Origin of the sequence: Providencia rettgeri (assembly GCF_041075285.1) — a bacterium.
Taxonomy (GTDB): Bacteria; Pseudomonadota; Gammaproteobacteria; order Enterobacterales; family Enterobacteriaceae; genus Providencia; species Providencia rettgeri_G.
Genome location: NZ_CP163512.1, coordinates 2,685,494 through 2,710,740 on the forward strand (window position 1 = coordinate 2,685,494; position 25,247 = coordinate 2,710,740).

Annotated in this window: 21 protein-coding genes; 8 read left to right on the top strand and 13 right to left on the bottom strand. The window is 42.2% G+C overall.

Annotation, left to right across the window (positions count from 1 at the left end; all coding sequences use genetic code 11):
- Nucleotides 1-108 precede the first annotated feature (108 nt).
- Both AB6N04_RS12150 and AB6N04_RS12155 read left to right on the top strand, forming a co-directional pair.
- A complete protein-coding gene (locus AB6N04_RS12150) occupies nucleotides 109-723 on the top strand; it encodes a TIGR04211 family SH3 domain-containing protein (protein WP_369308565.1) in 615 nt (204 codons plus the stop codon).
- A 15-nt stretch (nucleotides 724-738) separates the two neighbouring features.
- Nucleotides 739-1,983, top strand: coding sequence for a multifunctional CCA addition/repair protein (locus tag AB6N04_RS12155; protein WP_369308566.1), 1,245 nt, complete (start codon nucleotides 739-741; stop codon nucleotides 1,981-1,983).
- A gap of 40 nt (nucleotides 1,984-2,023) precedes the next feature.
- On the opposite strand, the gene folB is transcribed toward AB6N04_RS12155, so the two are convergent.
- Nucleotides 2,024-2,383 (bottom strand): bifunctional dihydroneopterin aldolase/7,8-dihydroneopterin epimerase, encoded by a 360-nt coding sequence (folB, locus tag AB6N04_RS12160; protein WP_369312097.1) that lies wholly within the window; start codon nucleotides 2,381-2,383, stop codon nucleotides 2,024-2,026.
- A 107-nt stretch (nucleotides 2,384-2,490) separates the two neighbouring features.
- Between folB and plsY the strand changes: the two genes are divergently transcribed.
- Both plsY and AB6N04_RS12170 read left to right on the top strand, forming a co-directional pair.
- Nucleotides 2,491-3,147: a glycerol-3-phosphate 1-O-acyltransferase PlsY gene (gene plsY / locus AB6N04_RS12165; RefSeq protein WP_369308567.1), complete on the top strand. Its 657-nt coding sequence runs from the start codon at nucleotides 2,491-2,493 to the stop codon at nucleotides 3,145-3,147.
- A 407-nt stretch (nucleotides 3,148-3,554) separates the two neighbouring features.
- On the top strand, nucleotides 3,555-5,087 hold the full coding sequence (locus AB6N04_RS12170) for a methyl-accepting chemotaxis protein (protein ID WP_369308568.1): 1,533 nt from the start codon (nucleotides 3,555-3,557) through the stop codon (nucleotides 5,085-5,087).
- Between the two features lie 225 nt (nucleotides 5,088-5,312).
- On the opposite strand, the gene tsaD is transcribed toward AB6N04_RS12170, so the two are convergent.
- Nucleotides 5,313-6,332: a tRNA (adenosine(37)-N6)-threonylcarbamoyltransferase complex transferase subunit TsaD gene (gene tsaD, locus AB6N04_RS12175; RefSeq protein WP_369308569.1), complete on the bottom strand. Its 1,020-nt coding sequence runs from the start codon at nucleotides 6,330-6,332 to the stop codon at nucleotides 5,313-5,315.
- Between the two features lie 454 nt (nucleotides 6,333-6,786).
- Here tsaD and rpsU point away from each other — a divergent pair, with 454 nt between their 5' ends.
- From rpsU to rpoD, 3 genes are all read left to right on the top strand, one after another.
- Nucleotides 6,787-7,002 (top strand): 30S ribosomal protein S21, encoded by a 216-nt coding sequence (gene rpsU / locus AB6N04_RS12180; protein WP_001144069.1) that lies wholly within the window; start codon nucleotides 6,787-6,789, stop codon nucleotides 7,000-7,002.
- Nucleotides 7,003-7,172: 170 nt separating this feature from the next.
- Nucleotides 7,173-8,918: a DNA primase gene (gene dnaG, locus AB6N04_RS12185; RefSeq protein WP_369308573.1), complete on the top strand. Its 1,746-nt coding sequence runs from the start codon at nucleotides 7,173-7,175 to the stop codon at nucleotides 8,916-8,918.
- Between the two features lie 105 nt (nucleotides 8,919-9,023).
- Nucleotides 9,024-10,961 (top strand): RNA polymerase sigma factor RpoD, encoded by a 1,938-nt coding sequence (rpoD, locus tag AB6N04_RS12190; protein WP_369312099.1) that lies wholly within the window; start codon nucleotides 9,024-9,026, stop codon nucleotides 10,959-10,961.
- A gap of 58 nt (nucleotides 10,962-11,019) precedes the next feature.
- On the opposite strand, the gene AB6N04_RS12195 is transcribed toward rpoD, so the two are convergent.
- The 3 genes from AB6N04_RS12195 to AB6N04_RS12205 all read right to left on the bottom strand — a co-directional run bounded on the left by AB6N04_RS12195 (nucleotide 11,020) and on the right by AB6N04_RS12205 (nucleotide 14,372).
- Complete coding sequence (locus tag AB6N04_RS12195; protein WP_369308574.1) at nucleotides 11,020-12,480, bottom strand: MFS transporter; 1,461 nt, start codon at nucleotides 12,478-12,480, stop codon at nucleotides 11,020-11,022.
- A gap of 161 nt (nucleotides 12,481-12,641) precedes the next feature.
- Nucleotides 12,642-13,040 (bottom strand): hypothetical protein, encoded by a 399-nt coding sequence (locus tag AB6N04_RS12200; RefSeq protein ID WP_369308575.1) that lies wholly within the window; start codon nucleotides 13,038-13,040, stop codon nucleotides 12,642-12,644.
- On the bottom strand, nucleotides 13,041-14,372 hold the full coding sequence (locus tag AB6N04_RS12205) for an MFS transporter (RefSeq protein ID WP_369308576.1): 1,332 nt from the start codon (nucleotides 14,370-14,372) through the stop codon (nucleotides 13,041-13,043).
- A gap of 99 nt (nucleotides 14,373-14,471) precedes the next feature.
- Here AB6N04_RS12205 and AB6N04_RS12210 point away from each other — a divergent pair, with 99 nt between their 5' ends.
- Complete coding sequence (locus tag AB6N04_RS12210; protein ID WP_369308577.1) at nucleotides 14,472-15,365, top strand: LysR family transcriptional regulator; 894 nt, start codon at nucleotides 14,472-14,474, stop codon at nucleotides 15,363-15,365.
- A gap of 87 nt (nucleotides 15,366-15,452) precedes the next feature.
- On the opposite strand, the gene AB6N04_RS12215 is transcribed toward AB6N04_RS12210, so the two are convergent.
- The 8 genes from AB6N04_RS12215 to AB6N04_RS12250 all read right to left on the bottom strand — a co-directional run bounded on the left by AB6N04_RS12215 (nucleotide 15,453) and on the right by AB6N04_RS12250 (nucleotide 25,225).
- A complete protein-coding gene (locus tag AB6N04_RS12215) occupies nucleotides 15,453-15,752 on the bottom strand; it encodes an HdeA/HdeB family chaperone (RefSeq protein ID WP_369308578.1) in 300 nt (99 codons plus the stop codon).
- A gap of 492 nt (nucleotides 15,753-16,244) precedes the next feature.
- A complete protein-coding gene (locus AB6N04_RS12220) occupies nucleotides 16,245-17,345 on the bottom strand; it encodes an ABC transporter substrate-binding protein (protein ID WP_369308579.1) in 1,101 nt (366 codons plus the stop codon).
- 87 nt (nucleotides 17,346-17,432) lie between these two features.
- The gene (locus AB6N04_RS12225) at nucleotides 17,433-19,634 is read right to left on the bottom strand and encodes a TonB-dependent siderophore receptor (protein WP_369308580.1); all 2,202 of its coding nucleotides are present in this window, start codon (nucleotides 19,632-19,634) and stop codon (nucleotides 17,433-17,435) included.
- Nucleotides 19,635-20,474: 840 nt separating this feature from the next.
- On the bottom strand, nucleotides 20,475-21,104 hold the full coding sequence (locus AB6N04_RS12230; RefSeq protein WP_369308581.1) for an ATP-binding cassette domain-containing protein: 630 nt from the start codon (nucleotides 21,102-21,104) through the stop codon (nucleotides 20,475-20,477).
- Nucleotides 21,101-21,877, bottom strand: a complete 777-nt coding sequence (locus AB6N04_RS12235) for an ATP-binding cassette domain-containing protein (protein ID WP_369308583.1) — start codon at nucleotides 21,875-21,877, stop codon at nucleotides 21,101-21,103. Before AB6N04_RS12235 ends, AB6N04_RS12230 begins: the two co-directional genes overlap by 4 nt.
- Nucleotides 21,871-22,683 carry an ABC transporter permease gene (locus AB6N04_RS12240; RefSeq protein ID WP_369308584.1) on the bottom strand — a complete coding sequence of 271 codons (813 nt, stop codon included), beginning with the start codon at nucleotides 22,681-22,683 and terminating at the stop codon, nucleotides 21,871-21,873. Before AB6N04_RS12240 ends, AB6N04_RS12235 begins: the two co-directional genes overlap by 7 nt.
- Complete coding sequence (locus AB6N04_RS12245) at nucleotides 22,680-23,648, bottom strand: ABC transporter permease (RefSeq protein ID WP_369312101.1); 969 nt, start codon at nucleotides 23,646-23,648, stop codon at nucleotides 22,680-22,682. Before AB6N04_RS12245 ends, AB6N04_RS12240 begins: the two co-directional genes overlap by 4 nt.
- The gene (locus AB6N04_RS12250) at nucleotides 23,648-25,225 is read right to left on the bottom strand and encodes an ABC transporter substrate-binding protein (protein ID WP_369308586.1); all 1,578 of its coding nucleotides are present in this window, start codon (nucleotides 25,223-25,225) and stop codon (nucleotides 23,648-23,650) included. Before AB6N04_RS12250 ends, AB6N04_RS12245 begins: the two co-directional genes overlap by 1 nt.
- Between the last annotated feature and the right edge of the window lie 22 nt (nucleotides 25,226-25,247).

Sequence of the window (25,247 nt, forward strand, 5' to 3'; positions counted from 1 at the left end):
TCCTTTAGAGTACCAAAACATCCGTGTTTAGGGTTTGCACCCTGCCACTTTACTTATTAGTATTCAATGCATATCACATTCATTCACCACCAAAAGACTGAAAATACCATGCGAAAAATTCCATTATTATTAATTTCAATCATGGGGCTGGGCCTTTCCTTAAACACACAAGCAGCAGAAAAACGTTATGTTTCAGATGATTTATCGACATATGTCCATAGCGGTCCTAGCATAAAATATCGTATCGTAGGCACTCTCAACGCAGGGGAGGAAGTTGAACTGATTTCGACTGACAATAAATTCGCCCAAGTGCGTGATGACAAAGGTAGAACGGTTTGGCTCCCCGTTGATCAAATCAGCGATAAGCCAAGCATGAAAACACGCATTCCAGAACTGGAAGCAGAAAACCAAAAACTCCGCCAACAGTTAGATAATATCGACAGCACATGGAACACGCGAACCGCTGATATGCAGCAGAAAGTCGCTGATAACGACAATATCGTTCGTCAGCTGAAAGCGGAAAATGAAAAATTAAAAAATGAATTAATCAAGTCTGGCAAAAAGCTCGAAATTGCAGAAGTAAACCTTGACGACCGTCGTCGTGAATTGATTTTACAATGGTTTATGTACGGTGGTGGCGTTGCTGGAGCAGGCTTAATTCTCGGTTTAATTTTACCGCACCTTATTCCTCGTCGTAAAAAACGTAACGATGGTTGGATGTAATTTAAGGTTATTACGATGAAAGTATACCTCGTCGGTGGTGCTGTCCGTGATCAACTTCTTGGACTCCCTATCTCTGATAGGGATTTTGTGGTGGTTGGTGCAACACCTGAAGCCATGCTTGCAGAAGGTTTTCAACAGGTTGGGAAAGATTTTCCCGTTTTTTTGCACCCGAAAACCCATGAAGAATATGCTTTAGCCCGAACTGAACGGAAAATTGGGGCTGGCTATACTGGTTTTAGTTGCTACAGTGCACCAGATGTCACTATCGAAGATGACTTATTGCGTCGGGATCTCACCATTAATGCCATCGCACAAAGTGATTCAGGGGAAATTGTCGACCCGTTCAACGGGGTAGATGACCTCGAAAAACGGGTTTTGCGCCATGTTTCTGATGCGTTCACTGAAGATCCTTTACGCGTTTTACGGGTCGCACGTTTTGCCGCCCGCTATTTCGCACTCGGTTTCACTATCGCCCCTGAAACTCTAAAGCTAATGCAGTCGATGGCGACGACGGGGGAGTTGTCGCACTTAACGGCAGAGCGCGTTTGGGTTGAAACCGAAAAAGCCCTCAAATCGAATGCGCCACACATTTATTTCGATGTTTTGCGACAATGTGGTGCACTTGCGGTGTTATTTCCTGAAATTGATAATTTATTTGGTATTCCAGCCCCTGAAAAATGGCACCCCGAAATCGATACAGGGATCCATACTTTAATGGTAATGAAAGTCATTGCCACCTTGTCTGATGATGTAAACATTCGCTTTGCAGCCCTTTGCCATGATCTCGGAAAAGCCCTTACACCTCGTGATATTTGGCCAAGTCACCCTCAACATGGGGAAGCGGGCATTGCGCTCATTGAACAGCTTTGTGCTCGCCTTAGAGTACCAACCGATGCGCGAGATTTAGCCCGCTTAGCCGCGCGATATCACGATAAGATCCACATTATCAACAGATTATCAGCACATGATTTAGTGGCTATTTTTGATGGTTTAGATAGCTGGCGCAAGCCCGAGCGTATTGTACAACTCAGTTTGATCAGCGAAGCGGATGCTAGAGGACGACTAGGCCTCGAACAGCAAGCCTATCCTCAAGGAGAATTCCTCCGCGAAGCATTTACTATTGCACAAGAGGTAAAGGTAAAACCGATTGTTGAGCAAGGGTTTAAAGGACCTGAAATTCGCCAAGAACTGACGCGCCAACGCATTGCGCACATTGCCAATTGGCAGCAACAACAGCAAATTCTTAAGATGAACCTATAAAGATAAATGATACTGGCGGTAAAACGCCGCCAGTAGCTTTTTACGCGGTTTTTGTGCCTCTTTCGATCACAACACCGACTTGATGAGCTCGCGCGACTGCGCCAGGCTTAGCGACTTTAATACGCACCCATGGGCTATTGAATTTTGTCATTAAAAGTTGAGCGACTTCTTCAGCCACGCGCTCAACTAAACCAAATTTATTGGTTTCTAAATGGGTTATAAGGGTTTGGCTGACTTGCGCATAATCTAAACAGTGTTCTACATTATCGCTCAAAGACGCGCGTTTGTTATCCCATCCCATTTCGATATCGAGCACTAATTTCTGCTCAATAGTTTGTTCCCAGTCATATACACCAATCGTGGTGATGACTGATAATTGTTCAATAAATACGATATCCATCACGTCATTTTCTCGTTTATGTACTGAATTAATACCACTTCAGCAAAAATATGCGTATTATCCAAGACTGAAGTGAATATATGGCCTCAACCGTTTTGGAGTTAGCTATGAGTGCAACCGCGCTTGGCATGATAATCTTCGCTTACCTTTGTGGATCAGTTTCCAGTGCGATACTGATCTGCCGTATAGCGAGACTACCCGATCCCCGTCAACACGGCTCTGGTAATCCCGGTGCAACTAACGTCTTACGTGTCGGAGGTAAAGCTGCCGCTGCCGCCGTTCTCATTTGCGACGTTTTAAAGGGGATGATCCCTGTTTGGCTGGCTTACTATCTCAATGTGCCACCATTCTATCTTGGCTTTGTCGCAATTGCAGCCTGCCTTGGGCATATTTATCCTGTTTTCTTTCACTTTAAAGGCGGAAAAGGGGTAGCAACTGCATTTGGTTCTATTGCGGCTATTGGTTGGGATCTCTCGGGATTGGTTGCAGGAACTTGGTTACTCACTGTCCTACTTAGTGGTTATTCGTCGTTAGGGGCGATTGTGAGTGCATTATTAGCACCATTTTATGTCTGGTGGTTTAAACCTGAGTTTACCTTCCCTGTCGCCATGCTGTCTTGCTTAGTATTAGTTCGCCATCACGGCAATATTCAACGCCTATGGCGCGGGCAAGAAAGCCGCATCTGGCAAAAATTGAAAAATAAAAAGCAAAAAACCAATAAAGAAATCGCCCAAGAAGCCAAAGAGCAAGAACTAGACGACTAGGCATTAGTTTCCCTTTGCCTAAGGGCTGTTTATCTTTCAGCCAACTGATTTTTACCGCTAAAAAAGGTCAAGAAACAACCAAAAAAATGGATAAATGACTCCGTCGTGCTAACGGACTATTTGAATCAACATTCACCATTAAAGATCCCAAAAAGAGCTGACCTTCAGCTCTTTTTTATGCCCTAATACTTGCTAAAAGTTTCCTAAAAAACACGCTAAAAATAACAGCAGCGTAAAATCCCTTCTTAAAACTGTACTAATAGTAATTTGTGCTGTTGTTACATTTTCGCTACGACCAGCGCACACTTTTAAAAAAAAGTTAATTTATTGCAAATCCATTACTAAGGAATATTTAAAACCTGTCGACTATATAAAAGGAAAATTAAACAATAATAATGGTATTTATCATGAGCAGAACTCCTTATATCACTCAAAATGAACATATCTTAGACGAAGATATCACACTAATGACCACAAGCGACCTACAAGGAAACATTGTTCATGCTAATGATTTCTTTGTACAAGTGAGTGGTTATGAATTAGATGAATTATTAACACGTCCACATAATATTATTCGTCATCCTGATATGCCCAAACAAGCATTCGCTGATATGTGGGCAACCCTGAAAAAAGGAGAGCCGTGGACAGGAATTGTCAAAAATAGACGTAAAAATGGCGACCATTATTGGGTTAGAGCCAATATTATCCCCATGGAGCGCAAAGGTGTTATTACGGGCTATATGTCGATTAGGACTCGTGCTACTCGCCAAGAAATCGCCGCTGTCGAACCCCTATATGCCGCTATGAATGAAAATAGGAGCAAACAAAAAATATTCAAAGGGATTGTGCTTTCCAAAAAATGGCCTTTTCATCTATCAACCCTCTCAACACGTTGGCGAATTCGTCTTATCACAAGCCTGCTATTTATCTTCTGGATGGTGATGGCAAGTTTGACTGGATTACAAACCCTTCCTTTACTTATCATGTGCTTATGTACATTTATCACACTGTTGCTAGGGAACGTTGTCCTTGAACGAATTTTGGCAACACCTCTTGAAAACATTATGGCTCAAGCACTTAGTATCGCCCGTGGTAATCGCCATAGTGTCAATCACCTGAATCGTACTGACGAAATTGGCCAGCTATTGCGTTCCGTCGGACAACTCGGCTTAGTTTGTCGTTGGTTGATAAAAGATGTGTCAGAACAAGTAGATAACGTCCGTAAAGGTAGTTTGTCGTTGGTCGCTGATTGCAACGAACTGGATACACACACATTGCGCACTGTAGGGTATATGCAACAAACCGTAGCGACAATGAATCAAATGGCTGTTTCGGTGAAAATGAACGCCGACAACACCATTCAAGTTGACCAACTCTCGAATGCAACCAGTGAAACCGCAGTGAGTGGTGGTGCGATGATGGAGGCGGTCGTCGGCACCATGGATGAAATTGTTCACAGTACCAGTAAGATCAATTCAATCACCGATGTTATTAAAGATATTGCTTTTCAAACCAATATATTAGCATTAAATGCCGCAGTAGAAGCCGCCCGAGCAGGGGAGCAAGGTAAAGGATTTGCGGTGGTGGCGAATGAGGTTCGCAGTCTAGCAAGCCGAAGTGCCAGTGCCGTCAATGATATTCGTGAACTGATTAATGATTGCGAAAAAAAGGTAAATTCAGGGAAAAATCAGGTACATACTGCGGGGGACACAATGAAAAATATCGTCGACCAAGTGCAAAATGTCACCCAACTAATAACCCATATCAGCCAAGCAACCTCCGAACAAGCTGCGGGTATCTCTGATATCACTCAAGCGGTAAGTGAATTAGAAACCATCACACAACAAAGCACACTGTTAGTTGAACAGAGTACAGAAACATCCAATATGGTGAAAGACCGGGCTATGCGACTGGAAGATGCCGTGCTTATTTTACATTGATTTTTGACGCAATGTTAAAGGGCTGATATTAAAACAGCCCTGAGGTTGTTGACAAAGTGGGATAAAAGCGTGGTTTTTCCCACTTTGTGTTATCAGCCGAAAATCAATATATTGATTTTCCTTGTTTATTTTCAAAACCAATCCAACCTGCCGCCAAACATGTTATGTTTGTCAGCAGTCTGAGGGCTGATATTAAAACAGCCCTTTATTTTCATGATGATAACGCTATTTTTTTAATGGCGGTAACTCTGCTAATGGCCAACGTGGGCGCACTGTCACACCTAAACCCGTGGTTGTACCACCTTTCAAGCGAATGAGCCCGGCAAGGGCAATCATCGCGCCATTATCCGTGCAAAATTCAGGTCGTGCGTAAAACACGTCTCCGCCCCGCTGCTTCAGTACCTCATCCATTTTGGCGCGAAGAGCGCGGTTAGCACTCACGCCGCCTGCCATAACAAGGCGTTTAAAGCCGGTTTGCTCAAGTGCACGTTTACATTTGATCGCCAATGTATCAACAACAGCATCTTCAAACGCACGGGCAATATCAGCACGAGTTTGTTCATCATTTGCATTTTCACGAATAGTATTCGCAGCAAAGGTTTTTAGCCCTGAAAAACTGAAATCTAAACCCGGTCTATCTGTCATTGGTCTTGGAAAAACAAAACGCCCTGGGGTGCCCTGTTGCGCCATGCGAGATAAAACTGGGCCACCGGGGTAGTCCAATCCTAACAATTTTGCTGTTTTGTCAAACGCTTCCCCTGCGGCATCATCAATGGATTCCCCTAATAATTGGTATTCGCCAATCCCTGTCACACTGATCAATTGCGTATGACCACCAGAAACCAGCAATGCAACGAATGGAAATTCGGGACTTTTTTCTTCCAACATAGGCGCCAATAAATGCCCTTCCATGTGATGAACTGCCACCGCGGGCACATTCCAAGCGAATGCCAACGAACGCCCAACGGTTGCACCAACCATCAATGCACCCACTAGGCCAGGGCCCGCGGTATAAGCGACCGCATCAATATCTTCACTGGTTAAATTCGCTTCTTTTAGTGCCGCTTGAATCAATGGCACCGTTTTACGAATATGGTCACGAGACGCCAATTCAGGCACCACACCGCCGTAATCAGCATGGACTTTAATTTGGCTATATAATTGATTAGCTAACAAGCCAAGCTCGTCGTCATAAATTGCGATACCCGTTTCATCGCAAGAAGTTTCGATACCTAAAACACGCATTGCACTACCCTTGTTTATTTCATAGACGCAAGTCTATCACTATTTTCAATCTATACCCCAAATAATTCGAGTGCTAGGTAAGCGACAAGGGAAAATATCCCGATGAGCGTACAAAAGTAAGTGATTCGAGTCACTAAGCGCGGTCAACACCTCTGCAACTTGAAAAATTGCGCGCGTATCGCGTAATTTATGTTGCCAAAAGGCTGACTTTCCTTGCTGTATAGTCTATAATCAGTCCCCTGTAATAAAAATTTCGTGTGGCTAATTCTCATTATCGTCTGGATTTGTTTGCTTTTTCATCGTATGAGCAAAAAATCAGGTGATCTTGTGTGATTCAATTTTATACGGCACTTTACAAACCCGTACTCATTGAAGTAAAATTCCGCACCATTTTAAATGAAGGCTGGTGAATCCATACCAGCGACAAACCGATTTCTATCGAGGTGAGAGGCACATGCCGGTAATTAAAGTACGTGAAAACGAGCCATTCGACGTTGCACTGCGTCGTTTCAAACGTTCCTGTGAAAAAGCGGGTGTTTTAGCTGAAGTTCGTCGTCGTGAGTTCTATGAAAAACCAACGACTGAACGTAAACGCGCTAAAGCATCAGCAGTTAAGCGTCACGCTAAGAAACTGGCTCGCGAAAACGCACGCCGTACTCGTCTGTACTAATTGATTGCGGTATTTAGCCGCATTCATGACAGACGATAGCTAATACAAGAATTAAGTGACTTTTATTGTGATTTTGTTCTTGTAGTAGTCGTAGCTAAGCAGTTAAAGGCCGTGCTTTCCCAAAGGAAGCGCGGCTTATTATCGTTCATCAACAGGCGAAAAAGAGGCTTATGGCTGGACGAATTCCGCGTTCATTTATCAATGACTTGTTAGCGAGAACCGACATCATTGATTTAGTCGATGCAAAAGTCCCGTTAAAAAAACAGGGTAAAAACCATCACGCTTGCTGTCCGTTCCATAATGAAAAAACCCCTTCTTTTACTGTTAACGGTGAAAGGCAGTTTTATTATTGTTTTGGTTGTGGTGCCCACGGTAACGCTATCGACTTTTTGATGAATTACGACAAACTCGATTTTGTCGAAGCTATTGAAGAGCTTGCTGCATTACATGGCCTTGATGTCCCTTATGAAAAAGGAACAGGTGCAAGCCAAATAGAATTACATCAACGGCAAAACTTGTATCAGTTGATGGAGAAGATTAACCAGTTTTACTGCGCTGCCTTAAATCATCCTTCGGCAAATAAAGCCAAAGATTATTTAAGCCAACGTGGTTTGAGCGCAGAAATTATTGAGCATTTTTCCATTGGTTTCGCCCCTGCGGGTTGGGATAATTTGCTCAAGAAATTCGCAGTAAACCCCGAAAGTCGCAAACAGCTTGATGATGCAGGCATGTTAGTGACCAATGATAATGGCCGTGTCTATGACCGCTTTAGAGAGCGAGTTATGTTTCCCATTCGGGATAGACGAGGTCGCGTTATTGCCTTCGGTGGGCGTGTATTGGGTGATGCTTTACCCAAATATTTGAACTCACCAGAAACAGATATTTTCCATAAAGGCCGCCAATTGTTTGGTCTTTATGAAGCAACACAAAACAGTAGTGAATTAGCAAAGCTATTAGTTGTCGAAGGCTATATGGATGTGGTGGCATTGGCTCAGTTTGGCATCCGCTATGCGGTAGCTTCACTGGGTACTTCAACCACCTCAGAACATATTCAGTTACTTTACCGTTCTACGGATACCGTTATTTGTTGCTACGACGGAGACCGAGCTGGTCGAGAAGCGGCATGGCGAGCATTAGAAACCGCCCTGCCTTATTTAACTGATGGTCGCCAACTGCGCTTTATGTTTTTACCTGATGGGGAAGACCCTGACTCACTGGTACGTAAAGAAGGTAAAGACGCCTTTGAGCAGCGCATGCAAACGGCACAAACCTTGTCAGGTTTTTTATTTGATTCACTCGTACCACAAGTTGATTTAACCACCCAAGAAGGGAAAGCAAAATTTAGCAAACTTGCTATCCCTTTGATTAAGCAGATACCGGGTGAAACTCTGCGCCTTTATATGGCGCAAGAGCTAGGAAATTTTATTGGTATACCGGATATTTCTCAGGTTCTTGCTATTATTGATAGAGAGAATACCGAGCAAGTTAGTTATCAGGCACCAAAACTAAAACCCACAACAATGCGAATTCTTATCGCACTGTTAGTGCAAAATCCGAACTTTTCGGAACTTGTTCCCTCATTAGAGGGAATTGCCCATATCCAAATGCCGGGGCTTTCTCTATTTCAGGAATTGGTCGATGTATGCCGTTCCACCCCCGGAATGACGACTGGGCAGTTGCTAGAGCGTTATCGAGATAATAATTTTTCGAAACAGCTTGAAAAACTGGCAACGTGGAACGATATAGAAATAGAGGAGATAGCGGAAAATACTTTTATAGATGCCTTAAATCATCTATTTAATAGTGCACTCAGCGAACGTTTCGACTACTTAATGGCGAAAGCTCGCACACAAAGTCTGACCCCGCAGGAGCGCGAAGAGGTGCACTTAATTACGCTATCACGAGTAAAAACCTAATACAAAACCAAAACAGAATTAGTATATAAAACGGCTTAAGTGCCGCTAAACACAAGGCAGATGCCTGTAAAATGCTGCGAAAATAAAGGGCGTAGCAAATAATAAATATATCCCTTTGTATGTTCTTGTTGGCCGAATGTTTCGCCGACCGACACCAATCTAAATACTCAGAAGTGTGGATACCGTCTTATGGAGCAAAACCCGCAGTCGCAGCTTAAGCTACTCGTCACCAAGGGTAAAGAGCAAGGTTACTTAACCTATGCTGAGGTCAACGACCATCTGCCGGAAGATATCGTCGATTCAGATCAGATTGAAGATATCATACAGATGATTAATGACATGGGCATCCAGGTCATGGAAGAAGCACCTGATGCCGATGATTTAATTTTGGCTGAGAATACTTCCGATACGGATGAAGATGCAGCAGAAGCTGCTGCACAAGTTTTATCCAGTGTTGAAAGTGAAATTGGCCGTACCACTGATCCCGTTCGCATGTATATGCGTGAAATGGGTACTGTTGAGCTTCTCACCCGTGAAGGTGAAATCGACATCGCAAAACGTATTGAGGATGGTATTAATCAGGTTCAGTGCTCTGTTGCTGAATACCCTGAGGCTATCACGTATCTTCTTGAGCAATATGACCGTGTTGAAGCAGGTGAAAGCCGTTTATCAGACTTGATTACTGGCTTTGTTGATCCTAACGCGGAAGAAGATCTTGCCCCTACTGCCACCCACGTCGGCTCTGAATTACCTCAAGAAGAGCTCGATAAAGACGATGATGAAGATGAAGACGATGAAGACGTCGATGACAGCGATAGCGATGACGATAACAGCATCGATCCTGAATTAGCACGCCAAAAATTCGCTGATCTTCGTGAGCAGTATGAAAGCACGCGTCAACATATCAAACAATATGGACGTAGCGATGCGAAAACCACCGCTGCAATTGAACAGCTTTCCGAAGTGTTCAAAGAGTTCCGTTTAGTACCAAAACAATTTGACTATCTGGTCAACAATATGCGTGAAATGATGGATCGCGTTCGCTTGCAAGAACGTACTATCATGAAACTGTGTGTTGAGCAGTGCAAAATGCCGAAGAAAAACTTCATCACCTTATTCAGCGGTAATGAAACCAGTGAGACTTGGTTAACTGCGGCAAAAGCAATGAACAAGCCTTGGTCTGAAAAGCTGCTTGAAGTTGAAGAAGAAATTCTGCGTTGCCTGCAAAGACTGCGTCAAATTGAAGAGGAAACTGGCCTGACAATTGAACAGGTTAAAGATATCAACCGTCGTATGTCTATCGGTGAAGCGAAAGCTCGTCGTGCGAAAAAAGAGATGGTTGAAGCGAACTTACGTCTGGTTATTTCTATCGCGAAGAAATACACCAACCGTGGTCTGCAATTCCTTGACCTGATCCAAGAAGGTAACATCGGGCTGATGAAAGCGGTTGATAAGTTTGAATATCGCCGTGGTTATAAGTTCTCAACTTATGCAACATGGTGGATCCGTCAGGCTATCACGCGTTCAATCGCCGACCAAGCTCGTACTATTCGTATTCCGGTTCATATGATTGAGACTATCAATAAATTGAACCGTATCTCTCGTCAAATGCTGCAAGAAATGGGTCGTGAACCATCGCCAGAAGAGCTGGCAGAACGCATGCTGATGCCGGAAGATAAAATACGTAAGGTCCTGAAGATTGCGAAAGAGCCAATCTCAATGGAAACCCCTATCGGTGATGATGAAGATTCACATTTAGGCGATTTTATTGAAGATACAACTTTAGAGCTGCCTTTAGACTCAGCAACGTCAGAAAGCTTACGTTCTGCAACTCACGAAGTGTTAGCCGGCTTGACGGCACGTGAAGCGAAAGTACTGCGTATGCGTTTTGGTATCGACATGAATACTGACCATACTCTTGAAGAGGTTGGTAAGCAGTTTGATGTTACCCGTGAACGTATTCGTCAGATTGAAGCGAAAGCACTGCGTAAACTGCGTCACCCAAGTCGTTCTGAAGTGCTGCGCAGTTTCCTTGACGAATAATCATTCATTATTCAAATAAACAAAAACACCTGCCTTGGCAGGTGTTTTTTTATGTATGCTATTTCGCTATTTTATATTTTAGCATTAAGCATAACGTAGCCATAATCGCGATTGCCCCGCCAAACATCGCCACATTAAACCCAGAAGCGAAAGCTGAACGCGTTAGCTGTTCAATTAGCAGCGATGGCATCGGTGCCGAGCGATGAATAAAATGTTCGATTTCTTGTGGAGAAAACAGACTATTCAGCCTGTCATCATGAAGTAATTGGCTCACTGCACGGTGTGTCATTAATGTTCCAAGCAATGCGATCCCCAATGTCATTCCCGTCTGCCGTAACGCATTCATCATCGCAGAGGCGATACCTGAATAGGCTCGCTCAACACTGGCCATCACCAAAGCACCAATGGCAGGTGTCGAAATCCCCATTCCAGCGCCTAGAACAAATAATATGATGGCAATTGGTAAATAATGGGTTTCAGAATTTACCAGCGTAAACAGCAATGAAGCGCACGCGATTAAAATAAACCCAACAATCATGAGATTGCGCACACTTAATAAGCGAGATAATTGACCAAATGAAAATGAGAATATCGCCATCGCGATAAACTCTGGCGCCATACGGAGACCTGCATCAAAAGCCCCCCATCCTTGACCCTTTTGTAAAAATAGGGCAATAAAAAATACATTGCTGTAGGTCGCAAAGCCGAGCGCAAAAGATGCCATATTATATTGAAAGAAAAAAGGATTCTTTTTAAATAGAAATAAAGGTAATAACGGTTTTTCAACCCGTGTTTCTAGCCATATAAAGGCTAAAGCCGTTATTAGAAAAATAATTAGAGCCCCCTGCGTTAAATAATTTCCCCATCCTTTATCCCCTGCTTCAATTAAAGCAAAAGTCACACTCCCTAATGCCACAATACTCAATAATTGCCCTAATGGGTCAAAAGCGGCCTTATCAGCATCAGCACTTTCATCTATGCCAATCCATCCTAATAATAAGGTCAGTAAACCAATTGGAATATTCATTAAAAATATGGTCGTCCAATCGAAAGTGTCAACCAAAAATCCCCCTAATATTGGGCCAATGATCAGCGAAAGTGCACTCACGGCCGACCAAATTCCAATGATCCTGATCCGCTCAATATCATTGCTGAACGCTTGTGTAATGATTGAAAGTGCACCAGGGATCAATGCCGCGGCAGCTATACCTTGAATAATGCGCCCAATGATTAATAACTGTGACGAGGTCGAAAATGCACAAATTACAGAACCTAACGTGAAAATAACTATCCCTATTAACCACACTTTTTTGCGCCCATATCGATCACTGAATGGACCAACAGAGAGGATCAATGCCGATAGGCACAATGCGTAAGCGTCAATAATCCACTGTAGCATTGAGAGACTCGCCCCCAGAGATCCACCAATGGCAGGGAGCGCTACATTCACGATGCTGATATCCAATGTCGCCATAAAGGTGCCTAAACACACGGCAAGGATCAAAAATAACCGTCTCATTTCATCTACCTCATCTTTGATTATTGGCAACATGATAGTATGCGACCGACCGACGGTCAATTAGAAATGAGAATGAATATCATTAAAAATAGTCAGTGAGTTTCGTATTCCCCATATAAAAAACGGCTTCATCAGCCGTCGTAAATTAATAAAAAGGAAAACTAATTATGTGAAACGGGAGTTTCATGCAAATATTCCCAGTAGCATTGACCATCAACGACTTGAATACAAACTGTTGATATCCTCACCGTTATTTTCCCTTCATTTTCCTGTCGTTCCTGGTATTGGAGCCAACATCGGTCGCCAGCTTCAAATAATGGAATAACCTCATCTGTCTTCGTTAGGAATGTAGGTTTTGCACCTACATTTTGGCTAAATAGCCCTGTGACTTCAGCTAAACCAATCCGCTGCCCACCGATTGTGACCATTTTAAAGTTTTGAGAAAAATAGGCTAATAATGGGGCGACACTTTTATCCCCATTGCGACCGGTAAAAACATCTTCAATTAATACATGTATATCGATAACACTTTGCAGTGCCTTTTGCATTAAATCACGCATTTATTTTTCCTTATTTACTGAAATTAATGAAAATAATCCAAGGATCGCAGCCACTAAAAACGTATATTGATAACTGAATAATTCATTCGAAAATGGCATTAAGCTAAAAATAGAAATTAAGACAACTGCACCAACGCTAAAAGCCACTTGGCGGTTGATATTCCACAGCACGCTACCTTGAAGTAAATCTTTATCTTTAAAATCCATCAATGCGCTGATTTGTGCTATGTTTGCACTTAGCCCTCCTCCCATGCCCATTAATAAATATGCCATGACCAATAAACTTAATTGCGTTGAACTTGACACCCAATAAAGTAAAAATATCCCCAAGCTATGCAGCAAAATACCAAGAGTAAATAAGTATTTTTTCCCTATACGGAAATAGAGCCGCCCACCGGAAACCATCGAGATAACAGCACCCGCGGCATATAACATCATAAATAAGCCCGTTTGCCCCGCATTAAAGCCTAAATTAGTTTGTAAGTTAAAAATATTCAGCAAATTTACCCCAGTAAAAATACCGGGCACCGCGTAATAAACAATAAAGGCATTACGTAGATTGCTATTTTTTAATAACTGAAAATTTAAAATAGGTTCACGGCATTTTTTGGCATAGTTTAGGTAAAAAACAAACACCACAACCGCACTCAAAAAACAGATAAGCGCCAATACAATATTGTGATAATCGTTATAAAGCGAAAACGAGAATAATAAGCAAAGTAAACTTATACTCACCATAATTAACCCTAAAATATCAGGTTTTTCCCGTGAGATTTTCCCATCATTCTGTATCCAGACCCAAGCAAGTACCGCCGTTAATAAAGAAAACGGTAAATTAGCATAAAAAACCCAATGCCAAGACCATGAATCAATAATTAAGCCGCCAAGCGCTGGTGAAAAGGCAGGTGCAATAAGCGCTACGGTCATAATTAATGTTGATATACGCTGACGATCATTATTAGGGAATAATGCAAAAACGAGCGCTTGTCCCACAGGAATTAATAATCCCCCCGCCATCCCTTGAATAAAGCGCCAAAAAATTAAGCTATAAATAGATTGGCTTGAACCGCTTAACCACACAGCGAGAGTAAAGAGCAGCATTGAATAACACAGTAATTTTTGGTTACCGAGTCGCCCAGCGCTCCACTGACTCATTGGCATGGCCAACACGAGTCCTAAAATATACGCATTGGCGACCCAAGCCACCTGCGATTGACTCGCCGAAAATGACGAGGCGATATCGGGCAGCGCAATGGCAGACATAAAAATATTAATACAATCAATGAAAAAACCGAGTAAGAACACGGTCGCAATTTTGTAGCGATAAGACATAAAACCCCTCCGGCGACAAAGAGTAAGGATTAGTGCTTTCTTTGTCGATGCAAGAGAAGTAAACTTATTGTTTAATAAAACAGAACAATAAATTTCATTATGCAAAGAAATCTCAAAAAAATTATTAGCTTTCTTCAAGTCGTAGATTCAGGCTCTTTTACCAAGGCTGCCGATATTCTAGGACTTAGCCGTTCAATGGTCAGTGTGGATATCAAACAATTAGAAACTGAGTTGAATGTGAGTTTATTAACGAGAAATACCCGCAATATCGCCCTCACCGAGGTTGGGAAACACTTTTACGAAGACTTTAAACATATTCAAAGACAAATTGATGAGGCCTTTGAAAAAAGCCAAAATTTAGGCACTAATCTTTCCGGCTTATTGCGTTTTTCATCAACCAGTGAATTTGGTCAACGTTTTATTCTCCCATTACTTCCTGAATTTTGTCGCCTTTATCCTAAGTTAAAATTACAGTACTCTGTTAATTCCTCTCTCGATGATTTAATTACTGAAAAATTGGATGTGTCCATTCGCCTTGGTAATTTAAAAAGTTCATCACTTAAAATGAAAAAACTGGGTGAATATAATATTTACTTGGTTGCCAGCCCTGAGTTTATTCAAAAAAAACCAATTAATCAGGTCGCTGATCTTGCACACGTACCTTGGGTCTGTCATTCACTGCTAAATTGGCAAGATACACAATATTTTATGCAAAATAGCCAAGGTGAAAAATTCAGCATCCCCTCAGTGACAAGCCAATATGAGTCCAATTCAGCGGCAGTGATCCAGCAAATGGTGTTGGCATCTTTAGGTGTCGCTATTTGCCCAGCTTGGTTAGTCGATGAAGATATAAAAGAAAAACGTTTAGTTCGCGTGCTTCCTGACTACCATTTACCCAAGCAAAATATTCAATTACTTTACCCAAACACCTCTGTTTTACCCGCCAAAACACGTACTTTTATTGATTACTTGGTTGATAAATTGATTGTTTAAATAATCTATTACAACAAATAATTGACTCATTGGATAATCAAAAAATGACGCATAATCTGTATGCCATCCATGGCATAATCACCGACATTATTTCTTCGATGCTAAATAATCCTGTAACGTTCCTTCTGGTTTTTTCTTGCAAAACTCAACAATTTGAGGAACTTCTGTAATACTCTTTTCGGTCAAAGCAACATAATCGCCACCTTTAAATTGCGTATCTTGATTTGTTACCCATAATGCAACGGGAGCCCAACTTTGAGGATCTAAGTTAATAAATTGCTGGCATGTCATATTTTCAGGTGTGACAGTACTTTTCACCTCAGCCATTGAATTAAATGAAATAGCAGAGATTGCAAATAATACACTAGACATAATAATTTTTTTCATTATAAACCTCGTCGAAAAAATAAAATTATATAATTATACCGCAAGATATTATTATCATAATATTTATATGGAGCATACAATCTAATTTTGATAGTTTAATTAGTACGATATAAAAAAGATTTAAAAAATAAATAAAAAATAGAAGTTAACAGAGTACACTTTATTCAATCATCATATTATGAATAAATAACTTTATTAAAACCCTACCAATAATGAGTAATTATCAATATATCATAATAACTTAACTTGCATTTGCACATGGATTTCCATGAGTTAATTAACAAAAAAATGAATAAATCAAAGAGACCAAGATTACAACGATAAAGTAAATAAACGTCTTTTACCAATCAGAATATTTTCAAAGTTTATAACTGAATAACAAAGGCTGGTGTATTAGACGTAGAAGCTCATTACTTTTATTAACAAGATAAAAAAGAAACTAAATTTTGTGCTAGCGATGCTGGCTAACACAAAATTAAACGTGACAATAGCTTATAGTGTCACCCAAAACACACCATCTGATTGCAATTGGGTAAACTGCTTTTGGAAGTCAACTAAGTTTTGCTCAGGATTTAACGTACTAAATGTCTCGGGGTGCATAAATTTTGCCATCGCTTCAATGGCAAATATGTTCATCGGGCTATTATAAAAGTTATGGTAAATGGCCATTACCCGCTTTTCCTTAACCGACGTTAATGAAGAGATCCCCTGCCTATCCACTAATACAGCCAGTTGCTTCTTAGCATCTGACTTATTTGCACGATATCCTAGGCTGACCGCAATGGAGCGGCGATTGAAGTTGTGCCAATCTGCTCCTGTTAAGAAATAAAACTCAGGATTTAATGTAATAATATTCTCAATAGAACTTTCAGCCCCCTTTGCCGGGAAACTATCTCCAACAAGGTTATTTCCTCCAGCTAATGACGCTAAAACACCATAACCTGATCGCCCATAAAGCTGGCAGCAGTTGTCGGCAAATAGACCTGCGTTGGCTTCAATTAACACGGAAGGGAATGGCGGGATCAGTTGGGCGCTTATTGCGTTAAGTTTTTCTTGGTAAAGTGTGGCAAACTGAGTGGCTCTTTCTTGCGTACCTAATAGTTTCCCTAATAATAAAATACTTTTTGGGGTATTTTTCACAATATCCATGCGAAAATCGATAAATACCACTTGGATCCCCGCGGCTTCAAGCTGCGGCAACATTTGACTATCACGCATCGCACCATAGTTGGCTTTATGCATGATGATCACTTCAGGAGCCAACTCAATCAGTTTTTCCACTGGCAACCCTGCTTCACGGGTTTTCTTTAGCGTTGGAATTTTGGCGAGTTCTGGCAATACTGTAAAATATGCCTCTTTTAGGTCAGGCGCATACTGGGTTAACGAATCACTCCACCCTGTAATGCGAGAAATCCCCGTTTTACCCGCAGCAATATCTATCGGCAAAATATCACGGCTATCCACTAAAAAAAGTTTTTCGACAGGAAGATTAACCGTCACCTCACGACCTTGTAAATCGGTGATCACTGTTGGTGTTTTCGCCTGCCCCCAAAAGCTTAGTAAGCATAGTAATCCTGTGAGAAATAATTTCATGGGATATCATCTACCTTAATTTTAAACGAATTCGGTATGAATAAAGCCACTATTACGTGGCTTTGTCTCATCGGCTAATACAACAAATTAGAATGTCACGCTGTAATTAAGCGCAAAGGTTCTGCCACGACCTTTGTAGTCATACAGGTCTGCCGCACCGTATTTGGGGCTGTATAAATTCTGTGCTCGCTGTCCCCAAATGGTGGAGTAGTTTTTATCCAGTAAGTTTTCAACAGCAAAGCTCACTTTACCCACTGGAAGCATGTAACTACCTAATAAATCAACGGTATTATAACCATCCAGTTTTTTACCCGCAGCATCTGTTAGGTCAAATGTTTGCTGGCTCTGTAAACGCAGTGACCAATCATTCGGCTCCCACCCCACATAAACGTTAACTTTCGATGGGCTTGCAAAGTCAACACTCCATTTTTCCCAGTGTCCATCGACTTTGGTTTCTGACTTTTGCAGGTTAAAGTTACTCCCTACGTTCCAGTCTGAATCGTCAAAGAAGTAATCAATGGCCCCTTCTACCCCATAAATGCGGCGTTTGTCGGTCTTCATATAGATGGTCATGTCATCTTTATTAATACCGTAGCTTCTATCAGATAAGGAATAGTAAGTGGCAACTTGGGTACGCAAGTTCTCACCAGTGTAACGCCAACCTAATTCAAAGGAGTTAACCTTAATCCCTTTAACTTTAGTATCGTTAATATTAACGCTTTTTTTCAGGTGATAATGACCATTAGCATCTGGGGTCTTTGCATAATCACCTGTGCCATAATATTTAGCAATGTCAGGAATTTCAAAGCCTTGAGAGAAATTAAACCAGGTTTGTTGCTCTTCCGTTAGGTTAACTAATAGCCCTGCATTAAACAGTAAATTGTTATAATCTGTTTTCCCACCAGGCACCGCATCTGCAGATTTTCCCTTGCCGTTCGCAATGGCTTCTTGCTGTGCATAGCCAACAAAATCATCCACTTTATTTTCCGTATATTGGTACCGTACACCACCGCTTAAGGTGAACATCGGCGTGATGTCATAGCTGCTTTGTAAGAATGTCGCCATGTTCGTGGTGGTATAACTTGGATAACGGCCTATTTGGAACGCTTTGGTAAGATCCATTCCCCCTGATTGTTTCGCGCGCTCCAAATCAAAAAACATTTGGTTTGCACGAAATTGTTCATGCTCCGCATCCACACCATAAGTTAACGTCAGTTCATCAAGGGGTTGGCTATTAAATGTCAGCTTAGTGCCATAGAAATTGGTTTTTTGATCTGATGAACTGATACTCGTCACATCGTTGTCTGTGAGAGTTGGGAATGGGTAATATTTTTGTGATTCATCACGGTAGTAAGCCTGCGCAACAAAATCTTGCCCAAACATATCGGCATTTGAATATTGCAAATTAAGCAGGTTACGCTCTGTTCCCGGTAAACGATCTGAACTTAATTTACCACTGTTATAAGCCTTCCCCTCCCCCTTCACCGCAGAAAAATCTTTTCCTAAATACAGGCCGTGCTTACCGTCGGATTCACTTTTATAGTGCTGATAAGTTGCTTGAACCTGCTGTGTTTCATTAACTTTGATTGTCCCTGATGCCATCACATCAAGACGATCGGAAAATTGTAACCCTGTTTGGGTATTATCAATATTAATCGCATCACCTTTGCCATCATACCAACCACCATAACGTTGGTACGCTACAGCAACACGACCATGTGCATTTTCATTGCCTCCACTTACCGCCGCAGCGACATTTTCATCGTGATCTTTACCGTTATTAAAACCTGTTTTTCCACCTAATTGCAGGGAAACTTGTTTTTCTTCTTGGCCTTTTTTCGTCACAATATTAATTAAACCACCGCTACTGCCCCCACCGTACATCGCCGTTGCGCCCGAAATAACTTCAATGTGGTTAATATTAAACGGATCAATAGAATCTAATTGGCGACTATCACTACGAGAGGAATTGAGGCGTACTCCATCGACCATCACTATCATTGAGCGTCCACGCATATTCATGCCATAGTTTGTACGCCCTTGGCCACTCACGCTCATACCGGGAATTAACTGAGATAAAATATCTTTTAACTCTTTTCCACCTTCTGCCTGTTGCTCAATTTCAGCGTTGTCAATCACCCAGGTGGTTTGCGCCATTTCTGAAACCGTTTTATAACCGCGAGTTGCAGAAACAGTGATTTTTTCTTCTTTGTTATCGGTGGCAAACACCGAGGGAGAAATAAAAGGCAACAAGCAAGGGGAAAGCATAAAAAGATGTTTTATTTTCATTCGGTCAAAACCTTTAAATATCATTATTAATACTATTGTTATCAGCGCCAAAACCAATAACGAGACATGACTAAATCATCGCGAACTATATCGATGAAAAATTATTCGCAATAGTAACTGATAATCATGTTAGATATAAGAATTATTATCATTATATTGTAAAATAAAAGAATATTTGTGTTAGGTCTGATTTATGCGTATTAATACGTAGAATTGAAGACAATTATTTATTTTCATGCTTTGTCGTTAAGGTTGTGGCGGATCAATAGGGCTGTGCCCCACGTTATTAAACTAATACGCCGCAGGCCTTGCCCTTTCTGTAACCTCAGTAATAGCACGACTAATAAGATGGTTTCCCTGCCCTTTGCCAAAAACAAGAAATAAGTTGGATTTGACCAATATTATTGGAATTAAATTTCGGATAGTTATTCTATTGTAAAAAAGGATGTCTATTTGGAATAGCATTTCAGATTTAAATGTTTTATTAATTATAAAAACTTTGCTTTAGAAACTCGTGCGATGAAAAGAGAAAGTTGCATATTGAAATTTTAAATGGGTTAGCAACACACCAATAAGATTTTTAGTGAATTAAACAATAAACAAAATACGTTATTTCCAGTTCGTTTATTTTTAATATAATAAATTAATCAATATAATTTCTTTCAATAAAAACGGTAACTTCTTTTTTATTGAAAAATCAGCAAGATAAGTTGCCCCTCAAAATATACGATACTGGTTATCGTCCAAATATGAATGACTTGTTTGATATCGTTGTCTGCATCATCCGAGCCTTAAATTTGCCAGAAAGCGTCTCATCATGCTTACTTGTTTAACCGCTGTCTATAATGTGGCGGTAATTGTACTGTCTAAAGTCATAACTGATGTACATACCTTTTCAAGTAACGCCTTGTTATGGCTAAAAATAATCATCCCTAACGGGCGTTCTTCAGACAGTTGAATAAGCTGTTGCCAGATATTCTTTTGTAAGTGTGCATCCAATTGGGCGGTAATTTCATCGGCGATTAAAATTTGTGTTCGTGGGTCAAGGGCTCGTAATAAGGCGATCCGCGCCAATTCTCCCCCAGATAACTCGTTTGGCCGCCGCGCTAACCATTGCGGTTGAATGGAAAACCGTTCTAACCAATCTGCATCGGGTTGCCATGCATCGCGTAAGCTCGCGCCTACGGAGCGGTAAGGGTTAAAGCTTTTTTCAGGGTGCTGAGGAACAAGCTGGATTGGGCAATAACCTTGTTTCGGGAGGTGTTTTCCTGCAAATAAAATAGTGCCACCTGTGGGGACTTGCCACTGGGCTAAAACCCGGCCAAGGGTTGTTTTACCAAAACCACTGGGGGCAGAGATACCAAGGCGCTCATTAGGTGCCAGGGAAAAATCAAAGTCTTGCCACAGGACTTTTCCCCCTTGCTCAATGCGTAGGTTTTTAACCACTAAAATCGGTTCGATATTACTCATTTCATTGCCATAAATTGATGTTCTGGCAATGCATTCCATAAGGATTGCAGCCATGTTCCCCCGCCACCTTGCTTTAAAGTTTGGCTACTCAATACCTCTTCTAGCGCACCATTACGCAGTAACGCGATGCGGTCAGCAAAGCGTACCGCCATCGATAAATCGTGAGTAACCCATAAAATTCCGCGTCCATCACGGCAAAGGGATTTCATATTCTCAAGCAATTGCAACGCATGTTCATCATCCAACCAAGACGAAATTTCATCCGCTAGGATATATTCTGCTCGTGATAACGTGGCACTGCTGGCTAATACCCGCTTTGCCATGCCGCCTGACAGTTGGCTAGGATAGCGACTCACCAAACTTTCTTGCAAATTATATTGTTGAAGATGGCGCGCCACATCATGCATTTTAATGTGCTGACCACTCAGTACTGCCGCCCGCTCAAGCTGAGGGCCTATTTGAATTAAGGGATTTAGCGCACTAACGCCTTGAGGGATATAGCATAAAGCGTTACCACGGTGCTGTGGTTTGTTTTTCTCCGTCAGCGCATTACCATTTAGCCGGATGTCCCCTTGGCAACGCATATTATCCGGTAGCAAGCCAAGAACACTTTGTAATAACAAGCTTTTTCCTTCTCCGCTTCCTCCCACCAGCGCCACCATTTCCCCCGGCTGAACATCAAGGGTAATATCTTGCAGTAACGGTGACCATTGTTTGCGACCTAACCAACGAAATTTCGCTACATCAATCGTGAGGTTCTCTAAACTCAACATGTTGCCCCCTTCAGCCACAGTTGAGCGGCGGCTTTTGCAAACTGGTCAAATAATAATACCAACCCCATCAGGGCAACACCGGGGAAAACCACTAACCACCATGCCCCAGTACTGAGATAGCGTAATGCATCAGACAATAAAATGCCTAAAGATGGTTCATGTGGCGATAAGCCAAATCCGAGAAAACTCAGTGCCGCACTATGGAGTACCGCATGCGGAAACATCAATAAAGTGCCTACCATCCACTGCGGTAGGATCATCGGTAAATAATGGTAACGCCAGCGGTAAATTGCACTATTGCCAATTCGTTGGGACAACATAATGTAATCTGCTTGCTTCAATCTCAGTAGCTCGGCACGCAAAATAAGGGTCAGTTTAGGCCAATGGGTAAGGGCGACGGCCCAGATCACCCCCATTTTTCCACCGCCTAACGTAAAGCAAATCAATACCAGCAGCAAAAGATGCGGCAATGCCAATAGCGCATCGATCACACCGCGCACAGCGTAATCCATTACTTTACTCACGGAAGATAACCCCGCCATCACCAAGGCAATAAAGCCACTGGATATCGCAGCAATCAAGCCAATTTGTAAGCTGGTCGCCACCCCCTGAAACGTTCTGTCGAAAAGGTCACGGCCTAAATTATCTGTGCCAAATAAGTGTGCCCAAGAGGGGGCAAGCCGCCTATCTAACAGGTTCATCTCAATATCCATTGATGACAACCACACGGCATAACCCGCTAAAATAACCAATAAGGTGAGCGAGATGATTAATTTAATTAAGGCGCGATTCGGGTTGTAAGTCATGCGTCTCTCATCACTCCCTTGTTCACCTTTTTCAGTAAGGTATCAGCGATAGTGTTACTGAAAAAAATCAAGGTGGCACACAGCATCACAATGCCCATCAACAATGGTATATCTCCCCGCAACCCTGCATCAATCGTCGCTTGCCCCAGCCCTGGATACGCAAACACTTTTTCCGCAAGTAGCGCCCCACTAAGCAACTCCCCGACAGACGCAAATTGCAAACAAATGGCCGGGGTAATGGCATGTTTAAGCACATGAAAACCTATCATCGACCAACCTTTATCCCCCTGCGCTTGGGCGTAATGAATAAATTCGCTATTCATGACTTCCATCACTTTTGCACGAGTGTGCAGGGCAATATTCCCCACCCCCAGCATTCCTAATGCGATCACTGGTAATATAAGATGGTGGAGTTTTTGGGACAATGTGGCTGTATCTTCATCTAAACCAATCGGCCATGCGCAGCAAATCGGCGCCCATTGCAATGATACAGCAAATAATGAAAGCAGCAGTAATCCAACCCAGAAAACCGGGATAGATGCTAAAAGATAACTGAGGGTTGAAATAAGTTTATCTGGCCAGCGGTTGAGATAACGCCCCGCCACTAAGCCTAGCGCAAAACCCACTATCCCCGAAAAAAGCCAAGAACAGATAAGCAGCGCTAACGAGGGAACAAGACGATCCGCTATCACTTGTACAACAGGGGTGTTGTACAACATGGAATAGCCCATATCCCCTTGTAATATTTGTGAAAACCAGCGCCAAAATTGCACCCATAGAGGCTGGTCAAGCCCCCACCGAGCCGCAATCAATGCATACTGTTCAGGGGGGACATGCAATAAATCATTACCAATATAGGCTTTTATTGGGTCGATGGGTGAGTAGCTTAACAGGATAAAGATCCCCGCTGCCGTCACGGTCAACAAACAGATAAAACGCAATAAAAGCCCGAGTGCGGTTCGCATTACTGGCAGGTCCATGCCCATTCATCAACATTATTTAATACTGACCAAGAGCCGTGAATTTCTGGCGCGCTGGTGCCTAAATCCACACAGTTATTCAATAAATAAATATGCTGCAAATTCATTAACCAAGCCCAAGCTGCATCCCCTTTAATGCCTACCCCTGTTGTGCCATTCCAATCCACTTTTTGCCATAATGGGATAGCTGCATCTTGGTCTGGTTGGCGTAATGCTTCCTCAATTAATTCATCTACCGCCGCATTCTGATAATAACCAGGGTTATAGAAACCCACTCCTGCGGCTTTGCTACTGTAATTATGGACAATTTCCATTGGGTCTAAGCTGCCCCAGCCAAACAAAGTAGGATTGGCATGCATATGGCGCTCAACAGTTTCCCAACTGCCTGACTTTAAATCCATTTCAATACCAATAGGTTTTAAGCTTGAGCGTATAGCTTGGGCTAAATCACGGCGCGTGGTATCGCCACTGGCATACCATAGCGTCAATTTTGCCACTTTACCGTCTTTTTCACGCAAGCCATCTTTATTCAGTTTCCAGCCGGCCTCTTCTAAAATAGCTTTCGCTTTTTCAATATCGCCATCTTTAAAGGCTGAATCAGGGTTATTCCACGGTAACCCAGCTACGCCGGTATAAGCGGGGACAGCAAAACCTTCAAGCACAGATGCCGCTAATAATTTACGGTCAAAAGCGTAGTTAATTGCCTTACGTACCGCAATATCAGAGGTAATATCATTCCCCACAGGGTTACCCTGCGCATCTTTTCCTCCCGCAGGTGGGATAGGGAAAGAGATACCGCGATTTTCTACGCTATAACGCTCCACTAATTTCATATTGTTGACATTATTAGCATTGGCAGCCACGGCTGCCGGAATACGGACAATTTCCAATTGGTTACTTTGCGCCGCAGCAAATGCTGCATCTTCATCAAGGAAGACGAAAACCATTTTATTGAAGTCATTTTTCGGTCCGGCATAGTATGGGTTTTGCTCAACAATTAATTGTTGCCCCGGCTGAAAAGCCACTAAGCGATATGGTCCCGCGCCAATGGGGTTATGTGCATAGGTTTTTGCATCGTATTTATCCGCACAAACAATCCCTAAAGAGCCCAACACATTAATAAAGGTACTTTGCGGGGAAGATAAGGTCATTTTGACGGTTAATGGGTCGATTTCCTCTGCTTTTGCAAAGTTCCCCATATCCACTTTTCCCCCGCTTGCAGCGGCATTATTGTAGGTAAACACCACATCTTTTGCGGTTAACGGTGAACCATCTGAAAATTTTAAGCCTTTTTTTAGTGTTAATGTCCACTCCTTCCCATCGGCATTATGTTGGTAGTTTTCCAGCATGTAGCTGTGCCATGAAAGGTCGGCTTTTTGTTTGAGTAATGGGCTGTGTAACAGAAGATAACTGCCATGGCTCCACCCGAGCATCGGGTCAAAACCTTCGGTAGGTTCGGCACCAATGGCTAGACGTAATGTTTGTGAGTGAGCCGGTTCTGCGGCTTGTGATGATAATGTCAGTCCCATTAAACACATGGCCGCGATCATTTTTTTAATCATACATCCCTCGATAGTGTGGTTT